Below are 13,308 nucleotides of genomic sequence, written 5' to 3'. Positions count from 1 at the left end.
TAAGGGCAGGCAATGTCCAAGATTGAGCACTTCCTCGCGTCCTCCAGAGCAGCTCTGAACGAAACGGAGCTTGCGCGGCGTATTCAACTGGCCTCTGGCGATTACCGGGAAGAGGAAAAGGGCAAGCCCAGCCTCCTGAAATTCATGGGCGAGGCGGACTTGCTGATCGAGCCTGCGCGCCGACTGGTTCGTCAATTCAAAGTCCCCAAGGCCAAGCTCCCGCAAACTGTCATCCTCTTCCCCGGCTTTGGCCATGGTCCTTCGAGGATGCGCTATATGGCGCAGCTGCTCGAACAGGCTGGCCACACCGTCAAGGATTGGGGGCAGGGACGCAATTGGGGCGTGGCTGAGGAGACATTGCAGGGCCTCGAAAAAAGGCTCGTGGATGTGTGCGATAAAAGCGGTGGCCGCGTTGCCCTGGTGGGGTGGAGCCTTGGCGGGCTGTACGCGCGCGAACTTGCAAAGGTGCGCCCCGAGATGATCACCAAAGTCATCACCATGGGATCGCCTTTTTCGGGCTCGAGGCGCAGCAACAATATCTGGCGTCTATACTCGGTCGTCACCGGAGAGAGCGTGGATGAGCCCGGCATTGACGCGGACCCGTCGGTCAAACCCGATGTCGAGACGATTGCATTGTGGAGCCCGCTTGATGGGGCAATCGGTCCGCGCAGTGCGGCCGGTAAGCCTGGAGAGCGCGACCGCGCGGTTGCCCTTCGCTGTACGCATTCCGGCTTCACCTACGATCCCAAGGCAATTGCTGCGGTGATAAGAGAGCTTGATCGCCAGCCGAAGTGACAAAGCATCCCCTTTTTGGCGTCGAAGCGATTCGCTTGCACAACACTTCGTCGAGTCGAAGTAAGGTGGGGCGACTAATCCCCGGATAACTTCAGGAATGGGCCGAACAAATGGTTCGTTATGGAGGTATTTATGCCTAAGGTTTCAATATTTTGCGCAGAACCCCTGACCGTAAGACTCCATATTGGGTTTAGTGCCGCGTGAATTAAAATTGGGAGCGGCGCACGACACTACACATGTCACGCAAAGCAACCCTCCATTTCATCGATTCCAATAGTCGGCACCGCGCTGAATTGGCACGCATAGGGTTTTCCCTAGGCCACCATTCAGAAGTGTATGGCGACATTTCGGAATTATCCATTCACCCACCGCGCGAAGGGATCATTGTCGCCCGCGATCTGCCCGATCAGGGCGGCGTCTCGATGATCCTTGAACGGCTCAGTCGACTAGGCATTTGGTTGCCATTGATCGCGATTGAAACCGATCCTCGTCCCGGACGGATTGTAGAGGCAATCAAAGCCGGAGCGCTTGATTATCTCTCCTTGCCACTTGATCCGGATCGGTTCGAACGCTGTCTCGCCCGGATCGAGAAAGAGGCCGAGGTTTTCGGCGCAGCTCGTCGCCGGATGATCGAAGCGCGCGATCGCATTGCCAGCCTGTCTGTGCGCGAACGCGAAGTGCTTGAATGGCTCTCTCAAGGAAGCAGCAACAAGGTAATCGCGCGTGAGCTGGAAATCAGCCCACGCACCGTTGAAATCCACCGTGCCAACATGATGCACAAACTGGGCGCACGTCACGCCGCCGAAGCCGTCCGTCTCAAACTTGAGGCGAAACTGGAACCTCAGATTGAACCCCAAGTGAGCTATTAAGTCTGCTTAAGAATTGCTGGTCTACTTCCGGCATCCATCCTGCGAAGGGCGCTCTTTTGAGTAGCGAAAGCCACCTCGCCCTTGGTACCCGCACGGCCTCGACATTCCCTAAGTGTCGGGGCCGTGACTGGTTTTGGGAGCCTGCTTTTTGGCGATCCAAGGACCGCGTGTGCCTTATGCCGCGATGGGAACACACTGGCGCGTTAGCGGCAAAAACCTGTGCCTGATGAAACGCCGCCAGAAGACCCGGCGTCAAAGGGCTGGTTTGATCCTTCCAAGTGAAAGTGATCGGCATGGGCACGGTCATAATCGGGGCTAAGCACCGTTCCAAACCGCTTGCAGGCAGAGGATCTGACCACGCGCAGGAATTCGCGTTCCGCCGCGCTTCCACCGTTCCAATCCTCGTCCAGCCGAATACGCCGACCATCCGCCAGCACAAAACCGGACACATCAATCGCCTCAGCGCGCGAATGCGCAGACCTTTTGTTTGACCCCGCCACATTTCGGCAGGCATAGCTGCCCATCGTTTCAATTCTGGCAAGGGGGCTGCCCAAAATCTGGCGCGCGGCGCGATCAACGCCAAAACGCGCCCAATTGCTGAACGCATTGGCGACATCGCATTGAACAGCGCCAATGTTGCTGACCGCGAAAGAACCGCGATCCCCGTTGATCGACATCAGTTGAACCGTACCAAGGCGGTGGCATCCGGGCCCTGCGTAAGTGTCGGGAAGCGCGGTGAAACGCGTCCCGCTGGAGCCTAATGAGCGGATACAGCTTGCCTCTGCCGGACGGCGTGCGACACTTTGCGCAGCAGCCGCGACATTGGGCCGCGATGCCTGGCGATCGTAATTGGGGGCAGAATTGGAAGATGAGTTTTTCTCACCCGATCCGCCGCCCACCGGAATAATCCCGCCGCATCCAGCCACAGATGCAGCCAGGAATACAGCCAAGAATGCCGGTGCCAAATGGCGAGGACAATTTCCGGGAGGATTTCTGCGTTTCATACCTAACAAAAGGTATCAACCAATGGTTAACGCATCCCTAAGCAGTTAGGCCCGGCCTTGGGACCGGCCTTGGGACCGGCATTGGGACCGGCCTTAAGGTGTTTCGTCCGCCACCTGTTCCCACAGTTCGATTTTGACCCCGTTGGGATCAAGGATCCAGGCAAACTTTCCGTATCCCTCATCCGCTGTATCGAGCACTTCGACATCGCGCGATTTGAGGATTTCGACAAAGCCGTCCAAATCCGCAACGCGCAGGTTTATCATAAAACCGCCCTTGCCGGGCTTGATATACTCATCATCCTTGAAGTGACTGACAAGCGAATAAGGATTTTCCTTGGGTTCGTCATTCCAGGCAAACTGCGGGCCATATTCGCCATCCACGCCCAGCTTTTCACGGTACCACGCCCGTGTCGCCTCCGGGTCGCCTGCCACATAGAATACGCCGCCAAGGCCGGTCACGCGCGGTCCTGTTTGGTCATTCATCGCTTTGCTCTCCCGCTCCTGTCGCACCAACTCTTATGCCTTAAAGAGCGGCCTCTGGCAAAAGGGCCTCTGGCAAAAGAGGGCGTTTAGAACGATGTTGTGAATTGAATGACCGACGGGGGAAGGGCATCGAGAAGCGCGATTTCGATGACCTTGTCAAAGCCGGTCATGACCATCAGGCCAACCACCACAAGCGCGCCGCCAAACAGTGGTTTGCCAAAACGTGCCACCACCGCCAGCGTCTTACGGCGTTCCCCCATGGCTTTGCGTGAGCCATAGGCAAAGACGAGCACAGATGTTGCAACACCAAGGCCAAATATCAGGAAGATCAGGAAGCTTGCGAGCAGGTCCTGACCCTGACTGGCCGCAGCAATGGCAACACCAAGCGTCGGGCCAACGCACGGTGCCCACACAACGCCCAGCAACAGGCCAATGGCAAATTGCCCATGCCAGCCTTCACCGCTTAACACCGACAGCCGCCGATTGCCGAAATTGGCAATCGGGGCTGCTGCTGCGCTCAATGCCGTTTGAGCCTGGGGCACGAGCAGGACCACCCCTGCCACCGCCAGCAACGCGCCTGCGAAAAGGCGCACCATTTGTTCGTTGATGCCAAGCGAATAACCAAAGGCGATCACGGTAAAGCCAAACAGGGTGAAGCTTGTGATGAGGCCGCCCGCCAAAGCGAGTGGCCCAAATCTACTCTTGCCCAGCGCCGATGCCACAAGGATCGGCACCAGCGGCAAAACGCAAGGGTTCAAGATGGTCACAAGCCCTGCGACAAAGGACAAGAAGGCGCTGGCGAACATGAAATGAGCCTTAAAGCGCGCCTAGGACAACACTGCGCAAGCGTGTGCGGTTGGTTTGGGCGATAGAGCGCGCAACTTCGTCCATGCCTTTGAAGACCAGCACGGTTGACTGACGCGGGATTCGGTTTGCGCGAAGGAAGGCTTTTTCATCATCGAAATTGACCTTCACAAACAGAACGTCATCGCTTTGCTTTTCTGCGCGAAGTTCATCAAGGATGGGGGCCTGCGCGCGGCACGTCGGGCACCAGTCGGCATAGACATCGACCACGATGGTCTTGCCCTTCTTTTGCGCCATCATAAACTCGGCTTCGTCATAAGTGGACCAATCCGCCGCGCTGGCCTGCGCGGTGAGCTGCGTTGCACCGATAACGAAAGCGCCGATGACGGCGATGATAAGGAAAAGACGGGTCATTTTCTAAAACTCCATAGGTTTTTGGCGGCACAAGTGGCCGGGCTCTCCTTGGTGTTCGAAGGCTTCCGCGGGCCGGTTACAAGGGAGGTCAAGAAATTTGACCCTGGCCCTACAATCCCGCACGATTTCACTTTTGACGCAGAATTTGTGACAATCTCACAAGTATTAGCCTGCGTTTTGTTTCAATGTAGAGGGACATGGCATCGTTCGGGGAGGATAAGATGGCGATTAAAACTCCAGCTTTTTATGAAGCGGCCAATAAGGCGGCTGCCCGAATTGCGGAAAGCGGCACCGATATTGAGCGGCTCACCCGCGAGGTTCGGATGGGCTCGCCAGACCAGATCGCGAGCGAGCACCAGAAACAGCAGCGCCGCCGGATGCTCGAAAACCTCTATTCCGAAGAGCGCGAGGCACAGCAAGCCTTTGAACGCATCATTGGCGGCAACGAGCTTCAGGATGCAAACTATCTGCCACGCGGGGCCTTGGTCGCGCGGGCGGTGGTGCGGGTGGAAATCATCAACGGGCGCGGACGCAGGCTTGGTTTTGGATCAGGCTTTTTCGTGGGTGATGGCGTGTTGATGACCAATAACCACGTGCTCAAGAACGAAGAACTCGCCCGCGCCAGCGAGATACAGATGTTCTATGAGCGCGATTTGCTGGGCCAGGATCGCACTCCCTTGCGTTTTCGACTTAACCCGCAAAAATTGTTCTACACCAATGAACGTCTGGATTTCACCATTGTCGCGGTGGAGGAAGAATCCATTGGTGGCCCTGAAGGGACAAAGACGACCCTTGCAGAGGTGGGCTGGCTCCCTCTGATTGCTGAGCTGGGCAAGGTTATGGAGGGCGAATGGCTCACCATCATCCAGCATCCCAATGGTGAACGCAAACAGGTGTGCGCGCGCGACAATCAGTTTCTGGCGCGCAGCGATGATGTGCTGTGGTATTCGACCGATACTTTAGGCGGATCGTCAGGCTCGCCCGTCTTCACCAATGATTGGCTGGTGGTGGCATTGCACCATTCAGGCGTGCCGCGGATTGAGGATGGCGCGTGGAAAACGGTCGATGGTCAGGATTACAACCCTTCGATCCATGACGATGTTGATATTGATTGGATCGCCAATGAAGGCATCCGCATCTCCAAGATTATTGAGCGTTTGCGCACCGATCTGGAGATTGCGACCCACCCGATGATTGCGCCGATGCTCAATGTCGGCGTGCGCGATATCACTTCGCGGCTTCCGGTGATGTTCCGGGGTGGAAAGCTGCCTGAAAGCCTGGTGCAGATTGCGCGCACGGTTAAGGTTGCTGACTATATGAAGCCGGCCGATGGAGAGGCGATTGACACCAGGTCAGGCAAGGCGTTGCCTGTCGCAGTACCAGCTCTTGCGGCCACAGTTTCAGGCGATCAGACGATCAACCTGACGCTTTCCATCAAGGACGGCGTGGTGAGCGTCGATTCTGCCGATATGCAAGGGCTCGGCGATCTTGAGTTCAAGGGCCAGAATGGGAGAGCTTACGAAAAGAGCGCCAAGCTTCGCGCACCGGTTGACCCTGAAAGGGATTGGGTGGGCGCTGATGGCTTTGACCCGCGCTTCCTTGGGCGGGGGGCAAAGACCGTCAACCTGCCTGAATTGATCCCCGAATTTGCTGCAAAAGTGGCCCCTTTGCGCGATGCCTATGGCGAAACCTTCTCTGACGCACAAAAAGAAGCCGGCGTTCTCAATTACGTCAACTATTCGGTTGTCATGAATGCGCAGCGAAAGTTTGCCTTCTATTCTGCGGCCAATGTCGATTGGGGAATGCGGCCCTATCTTTCGGGCCGCGATGACCGGTGGATGTATGACGACCGGATCGCCCGCGATGCTCAAGTCGACAACAGCTATTACAAGCACAACAAATTCGACCGGGGCCACCTGACAAGGCGCGAAGATCTGGAATTTGGCGCAGACCCGATTGCCGCAACAATCAGCGCAAACAACACCTGCACCTGGACCAATTGCGTGCCCCAACATTCGCGCTTTAACCAGAATAAACAGCTGTGGCAGGGGCTCGAACGCTACATCCTTGAGAACAGTTCGTTGGAGAGCCAGTTCAAGCTGCAGGCCTTCACTGGCCCCGTCTTTGGCCTTGCTGACCCGGAATATCGCGGTCTGGCCTATCCGCTTGAGTTTTGGAAAGTTCTGGCCGCGATCAACCCGGATGGCGATCTGTTTGCGACGGCCTATCTCTTAAGCCAGGAAGAGGTGGTGGACGACCACGGCCTTGAAGGGGCCGAGCGCGATCGGCTTGGCGCGTACAGGACATTTCAGGTGCCTGTCGCAGAGGTCGAAGGCCTAACAGGCCTGCGCTTTACCAGCGGCGTGGGACGCGGCAAAAAACCGCTTAGTGATGCAGATCCCCTCGCCAGAACGCGCGAGCCGCACCGGGTCTGTGCACCTCGCCGCGGCTCGGGGCAGGAGAGTTTTTCCCGGCAAAGTCAGGACGGCGAAATTCTGGATTTTTCAGACATCATTTTGGGTTGAAGAGGCGGGCCAAACCTTGCGCATTCCTTGAGGATCGATAAGCCGGACGACAAATCCGCGCTCAACCAAAGGAAATTCGCATGGCTCACTCTGGACGCTTCACTGGCAAAACCGTCATCGTAACAGGCTCATCGACCGGAATTGGTGAGGCCATCGCGCGCCGGTTCCATGATGAGGGCGCGAATGTCATCATCAACGCCCGTAATGCCGAAAAATGCGCGGGCACCGCGGCAAGCCTTGATCCCGAGCGCACTCTGGTGGTGCCGGGCGATGTCAGCAAAAGCGCCTTTGCCAAGGAGATCGTCGGCGCTGCGGTGGACAAGTTTGGCGGCCTTGATGTCATGGTCAACAATGCCGGCGTTGGCGGCGGATCGATGATGCACAAAACATCGGACGAAGAAATCGACCGTATCATCGACATCAATGTCAAAGGCGTCCTTTACATGAGCCGGGAGGCGATCCCGCATCTCAAAGCGACCAAAGGTTCCATCATCAATATCTCAAGCGTTTCGGGGATGGGCGGGGATTCCATGTTGCCCGTTTACAACGCGTCCAAAGGCGCGGTGACGAACTTTACCCGTGGCCTTGCACTGCAGGTGGGCGGGCTTGGCATCCGGGTGAACGCGATCAACCCGTCAATCACGCGCTCGGACATGGTTGAAGGCATCTTGTCGAGCGAACCGATGGTCGCAAACTTCATGCAGCGCGTCGCCCTTGGCCGCATTGGCGAACCCGAAGACATCGCCGCCGCCGCCGCTTTCCTTGCGAGCGAAGATGCAAGCTTTATCACCGGCGTAAACCTGCCCGTGGATGGCGGCGTCACGGCAAGCAACGGTCAGCCCAACTTCCTGGCGCTGGCGATGGGCCAATAGCGGTCATTGACGGGGCAGGCTTCCCCACTTTCACACTCCAGCAAAGGCTTTTCGGGAATGGGCCGCAAGCTCGTGACCTAGCTGCTCGCCTGCTGAACACCCCTGCAAGTAATAATTATTCGCAATAGACTTGCAAAGGCCGTGGCCTTGATGCAATTGGTTTGCATTAGCGAATCATGAACTGCATTTCCCAGGGGTCTTTCATTGAAACCATCATTCCACACTGCGTCTCTCCTCGTCATTGCGGCCGTCGCTCTGGTTGGCGGTGCAGATCGGGCGCGGGCTGAAAACACGCAGGTTGATCCCGAAACGGGCGAACCTGTCATTACAGTGACCGCGACGAAAAACCCGATCCGCGCCTTTGATTTTCCGGGCCAGGTCAGCGTCGTCGAGCGCGCAATTATAGAGGACTTCAACCCCTCAACCCTGCAAGATGTCTTTGACGCCATTCCTGGCGCCCAGTTCGATTCAGGGCCCCGGCGAACAGGCGATGCACCGTCAATCCGCGGTATTGGCGGAAACGGCGTTTTGATCTTTCAGGACGGTGCGCGGCAAAGCTTTATCTCCGGCCATGACGGGCGATTTTTCATCGACCCTGAACTTGTGCAAACGGTGGAAGTGGTGAGGGGGCCAAGCTCTGCGCTTTATGGTTCGGGTGCGCTTGGCGGTGTGATCGCCACTCGCACCGTGACCGCGCGCGACCTTCTGGATGATGGGGAGCGTTTCGCTGTGCGCCTTGCCACTGGCTATCAATCGGTGAACGACGAATTTCGCATCGGTGTGACAGGCGCAGGCCAATCGAGCGACGGGGTCTGGGATGTGCTTGGCCATTACACTTATCGAGACAGCGGCAGCATCGAGCTTGGCAGTGGCGATCTGCTGCCATCCGATGACGAGATCAATTCGGCCCTTTTCAAAGTGACTACGCGGCCCAGCGATGCGCTCGAGCTTTACGCATCCTATGCCCGGTATCAGGCAGATTCGAGCGATCCCCAAAACCCCCAAGGCGGCAATATCGCAGGGCCGGGCAACGCTCTGGTGTTTCGTGATGCGAAGAATGACACGGCGCAATTCGGGCTCAAATTCGACCCGGCCAGCGACGCGGTCAACCTGAACCTCGTGGGGTATTACAGCCGCAATTCGGTGGAAGAGGACGAGGTGGAAAGCCCCCGAACCACCGATCGTGCGGTCGAAACCCTTGGATTTATGATCGACAACCGTTCCCGCATAGCCTTTGGCGATGCGTCCTCTGTCACATTCACCTATGGCGGCGAATATTACCGCGACGAACAAACGGGCCTCGACAATGCAACCCCTGATGGAACACGCGGCGGCGTTCCCGATGCGGACACCGAGTTTGTCGGTATTTTTGCTCAGGCGGAAATTACCATTGCAGACGGAATTCCCGGTGAATTGAGCATTATTCCGGGCATCCGCTGGGATTCGTTCCGTTCATCCGCCGATGACGAAACTTTCGAGATCGACGATGACGAATTCTCGCCCAAGCTTGGGGTGTCGTACAAGCCCATTCCCGAACTGCTTATCTTTGGGAATTACTCGCTCGGTTTTCGCGCGCCGTCCTTTAACGAGGCATTTGCGGACGGTGTCCACTTCACCATCCCCAATCTCTCCGCGCCGCCCGGACCGTTTGGCCCGGCCTTTGTGCAAAACCTGTTTATCGGAAATGCCGATCTGCAATCGGAGGAATCCGAGACGTGGGAGATCGGCGCCGGGCTCGATTTTGTTGACCTTGTTCAAGATGGCGACCGCTTTACAGTCAAAGCGTCCTATTACGACAGCCAGGTCGACAATCTCATCGGCCTTGATGTGAACATTCCTGCGGGCTGTTTTGTCGCAAGTCCGTTTGTGCCGCCTTGCGGTCCGGGCGCGGCCTTTGGCAATACCAGTCAGAACGTCAACATCACCAATGCCGGGATCACGGGGTTCGAGGCAGAGTTCAGCTACAGTTCGGACATATTCTATGCCCGCGGTCATTTCTCCAGCATTGATGGCATTGACGAGGAGAACGGCGAATTTCTGGAAGGTGTTCTGACCCCTGACATTTTCTTCGTCGATTTTGGCGTCCGGGTCGGGGAAACCGGCCTGCGAGTGGGCACAAGAATGACCTATGCGACCGATTTTGACGAGGTGAACGACCCCAATCAGGCGCGCGACGGTTTTCTGGTTGGCGATATCTACGCCGTGTTCCAGCCCGAAAGCGGGCCTTTTGCTGATTTCCGGCTCGACCTTGGCATCGACAATGTGGGCGATGCCGATTTCGAGGTGGTGAGCGCCGGGGTCAGCCAGCCGGGTCAAAACTTCAAAGCCGCTCTTTCATGGTCAAAGGGCTTTTAGACTCAATTGCAAATGTGTATGAGTCGCAATAACAACTGTGGGAAAAGTGATATGATGATCAGATTTTCAAAATCTCTTGCAGGCGTCAGCCTTGCCGCTCTGATGATGGTTGCCAGCCCAAGCCCCGCTCTTGCCGATGACCCCGTCGGCGATCGTTCGGCGCAAGCGGAAGCGGCGGCGTTTGAGGCAGACCGCGCTGACATCCTTGCGATGGCAGGCGATTTTCGCGTCTCCTTCGATATGAAAGAAACAACCCCGTGGCGCGCGGATTACGAACCGATTGATGCCAAGGTTTCGGGCGGGTTTGAAAGCGTGCGCGTGATCGAGGACACCGGCCGCAAGATCGTTCTGCAACACCTGCTTGTGGTTGGATCAGAGGATAATCCCTTTATCGTGAAGCATTGGCGTCAGGACTGGGAATACGAACCGGAACAAATCCTTGTCTATAATGCGCCGGGCCGATGGGTTCTCGACGATGTGCCCGAAGCAATGCGTAAAGGCCGCTGGTCGCAGACGGTTTATCAGGTGGATGACAGCCCGCGTTATGCCGGATGGGGCCAATGGGAGACGACCAATGGCGTGCGTCGCTGGCGTTCCAACTGGACTATCCGCCCGCTTGCCCGGCGCGATGCGACCCGCGACCCTGTTTACGACCACTATGTCTCGATCAACAGGCACCAACCGTTCCCCGGTGGATGGATCCATTGGCAAGACAACACCAAATCAAAATGGGTGGATGGCGAAGCGGTGCCCTACGTGCAGGAAAGCGTGCTCAACACCTACACCCGCTATGACGATTACCCCGTGAGCGCCGCCGACGAATATTGGGAAGCGACCTCGCAATATTGGGCCGCAGTGCGCGCGGAGTGGGAGGCATCGCTTTCCAAAACCGGCGGTATTGTGATCGAGGAAGAAGCCAGTACCGGCACGGTGATCAGCGGCGACTTGCTGCAAATGGGGACCGACATTGCCAAAGGCGAAATGGATACAAATGCGGCGATTGCCAAGGCGCAGACGCTTATCCGTGAAGGGACGGGTGCAACCCGCACCGCTGCTTCGACAGAACAGGGTTCTGACGCGGGCTATTAGGGCCTTCACTGCTCTTAACACAAAAGGCGGGCCGGAATATCTATCCCGGCCCGCCTTTTCTTTTGTGCAATCTCGGGAGGCTTAGCCCTTGCTACGGCGCGCTTTTTTGCGTTCGTGGGGGCACAGCAGGGTTTTGCGCAGGCGAATCGACTGCGGGGTGACCTCAACCATTTCATCATCGTCGATATAGGCAATCGACTGTTCCAGCGTCATGCGACGCGGCGGGGTCAGGCGGATGCTATCATCCTTGCCCGAGGAACGGATGTTGGTGAGCTGCTTGGCCTTCATCGGGTTGACTTCAAGGTCATCGGGCTTGGCATTCTCACCGATAATCATGCCCTCATACAGCTTCATCGAAGCGCCCACGAACAATTCGCCGCGCTCTTCGAGCATGTTGAGCGCATAGGCGTTGGATTCGCCGTCGCCATTGGAGATGAGAACGCCGTTATTGCGCCCTTCGATGGGGCCTTTGTAGGGGCCGTATTTCTCAAACAGACGGTTCATGATGCCAGTGCCGCGCGTGTCGGAGAGAAACTCGCCGTGATAGCCGATCAGACCGCGCGATGGGGCGGAAAAGGTGATGCGGGTCTTGCCGACGCCCGATGGCTTCATCTCGGTCAAGTCCGCCTTGCGGCGCTGCATCTTCTCAACCACGGTGCCAGAGTGTTCATCATCCACGTCGATGACGACGGTTTCATATGGCTCGAGTTTCTGGCCGTCTTCTTCGCGCAGGAGAACCTTTGGGCGGCTGATGCCAAGCTCAAAGCCTTCGCGGCGCATGGTTTCAATCAGAACGCCAAGCTGAAGCTCGCCCCGGCCCGCCACTTCAAAGCTGTCCTTGTCGGCGCTTTCGGTGATGCGGATAGCGACATTGGTTTCTGCCTCACGGAACAGGCGGTCGCGGATCATGCGGCTGGTGACTTTATCGCCTTCGCGTCCCGCAAGCGGGCTGTCGTTGACGGCAAAGCGCATGGCGAGCGTTGGCGGATCGATCGGCTGGGCTTCGATAGGCTCTTTCACGCTTGGGTCGCAAATGGTGTTGGCAACGGTTGCCTTTTCAAGGCCAGCAAGCGCGATAATGTCGCCTGCCACGGCGCTGTCCACCGGAACCCGCTCCAGCCCGTCAAAGCTCATCAGCTTGGTTGCGCGGCCGACTTCGACGACTTTGCCGTCCATGTCGATTGCGTGGATTGGATCGTTGACTTTGAGCGTGCCCGATTGAACGCGGCCCGTCAGAACGCGGCCCATGAAGTTGTCACGGTCAAGCAGCGTTGCAAGGAAGCTGAACTTGCCGGTTTCATCGAGGCCGGGTGAGGGCACGTGCTCGGTAATCAGCTTGAACAATGGATCAAGCGTGCCTTCGCGCGCGCTTTCATCGTCGCTCGCATAGCCATCGCGGCCTGAGGCGAACAGTGATGGGAAATCCAATTGTTCATCGGTTGCATCAAGCGATGCGAACAGGTCGAACACTTCGTCCAATACTTCCTGAGGGCGGCCATCGGGACGGTCGATCTTGTTGACGACCACGATAGGGCGAAGGCCAAGGGCGAGCGCCTTACCGGTCACGAATTTGGTCTGAGGCATCGCCCCTTCGGCGCTGTCCACCAGAAGAATAACGCCGTCCACCATCGAAAGGATACGCTCAACCTCGGCGCCAAAGTCGGCGTGGCCGGGGGTGTCGACGATGTTGATGCGCGTCGTTTTGCCATCATGCTCCCACTCAACGCTGGTGCATTTGGCAAGGATTGTGATCCCGCGCTCTTTTTCCAGATCGCCCGAATCCATGGCACGTTCTTCGATCCGCTGGTTGTCACGGAAGGTGCCTGATTGGCGGAAAAGCTGGTCAACCAAAGTGGTCTTACCATGGTCAACGTGAGCGATAATCGCGATATTGCGCAGGTCGCGAGACATAACGGGTTCTCATTTTCGGTAAAAGATAAGGGAATTTTGCGCTCCCCTAGACGCTGTGCTGCGGCGCAACAAGGGCGTAATTCGCGAAGTGGTTTTGCGCGCCAAATGTGCAACAGGTGCCAATCATGCCAGCTTGACGCTGCGTAAGTCTCTTTTCCGCACCCTTTTTGACGCTTGCTGCAGTGCA

11 protein-coding genes are annotated in these 13,308 nt (G+C 57.1%); 6 read left to right on the top strand and 5 right to left on the bottom strand.

The features are described from left to right. The first annotated feature begins 12 nt into the window (after window positions 1-12). A complete protein-coding gene (locus EH31_RS04750) occupies window positions 13-795 on the top strand; it encodes an esterase/lipase family protein (RefSeq protein WP_051698933.1) in 783 nt (260 codons plus the stop codon). Window positions 796-1,031: 236 nt separating this feature from the next. Further along, window positions 1,032-1,664: a response regulator transcription factor gene (locus tag EH31_RS04745; protein ID WP_034958383.1), complete on the top strand. Its 633-nt coding sequence runs from the start codon at window positions 1,032-1,034 to the stop codon at window positions 1,662-1,664. Between the two features lie 203 nt (window positions 1,665-1,867). On the opposite strand, the gene EH31_RS04740 is transcribed toward EH31_RS04745, so the two are convergent. From EH31_RS04740 to EH31_RS04725, 4 genes are all read right to left on the bottom strand, one after another. Beyond that, a complete protein-coding gene (locus EH31_RS04740; RefSeq protein WP_241765822.1) occupies window positions 1,868-2,614 on the bottom strand; it encodes an extensin-like domain-containing protein in 747 nt (248 codons plus the stop codon). 147 nt (window positions 2,615-2,761) lie between these two features. Further along, window positions 2,762-3,151, bottom strand: coding sequence for a VOC family protein (locus EH31_RS04735; RefSeq protein WP_034958382.1), 390 nt, complete (start codon window positions 3,149-3,151; stop codon window positions 2,762-2,764). Window positions 3,152-3,237: 86 nt separating this feature from the next. Further along, a complete protein-coding gene (locus tag EH31_RS04730) occupies window positions 3,238-3,957 on the bottom strand; it encodes a cytochrome c biogenesis CcdA family protein (protein ID WP_034958380.1) in 720 nt (239 codons plus the stop codon). 10 nt (window positions 3,958-3,967) lie between these two features. Then, window positions 3,968-4,369 (bottom strand): thioredoxin family protein, encoded by a 402-nt coding sequence (locus tag EH31_RS04725; RefSeq protein ID WP_034958379.1) that lies wholly within the window; start codon window positions 4,367-4,369, stop codon window positions 3,968-3,970. A gap of 221 nt (window positions 4,370-4,590) precedes the next feature. Here EH31_RS04725 and EH31_RS16730 point away from each other — a divergent pair, with 221 nt between their 5' ends. The 4 genes from EH31_RS16730 to EH31_RS04700 all read left to right on the top strand — a co-directional run bounded on the left by EH31_RS16730 (window position 4,591) and on the right by EH31_RS04700 (window position 11,210). After that, window positions 4,591-6,894, top strand: coding sequence for a DNA/RNA non-specific endonuclease (locus EH31_RS16730; protein WP_152553453.1), 2,304 nt, complete (start codon window positions 4,591-4,593; stop codon window positions 6,892-6,894). Between the two features lie 80 nt (window positions 6,895-6,974). Then, window positions 6,975-7,766: a meso-2,3-butanediol dehydrogenase gene (gene budC / locus EH31_RS04710; protein WP_034958377.1), complete on the top strand. Its 792-nt coding sequence runs from the start codon at window positions 6,975-6,977 to the stop codon at window positions 7,764-7,766. Window positions 7,767-7,970: 204 nt separating this feature from the next. Then, entirely contained in the window at window positions 7,971-10,121 is a 2,151-nt protein-coding gene (locus EH31_RS04705) for a TonB-dependent receptor domain-containing protein (RefSeq protein WP_051698931.1), read from the top strand. A 51-nt stretch (window positions 10,122-10,172) separates the two neighbouring features. Further along, entirely contained in the window at window positions 10,173-11,210 is a 1,038-nt protein-coding gene (locus EH31_RS04700; RefSeq protein ID WP_422110914.1) for a DUF6607 family protein, read from the top strand. Window positions 11,211-11,291: 81 nt separating this feature from the next. On the opposite strand, the gene typA is transcribed toward EH31_RS04700, so the two are convergent. Beyond that, complete coding sequence (typA, locus tag EH31_RS04695; RefSeq protein ID WP_034958376.1) at window positions 11,292-13,121, bottom strand: translational GTPase TypA; 1,830 nt, start codon at window positions 13,119-13,121, stop codon at window positions 11,292-11,294. Window positions 13,122-13,308: the final 187 nt, after the last annotated feature.

Origin of the sequence: Erythrobacter longus (genome assembly GCF_000715015.1) — a bacterium.
In the GTDB taxonomy this organism is placed as follows: domain Bacteria; phylum Pseudomonadota; class Alphaproteobacteria; order Sphingomonadales; family Sphingomonadaceae; genus Erythrobacter; species Erythrobacter longus.
Note: the sequence above shows the minus strand (reverse complement) of the source record. Positions and strands in the feature narration are given on the sequence as shown.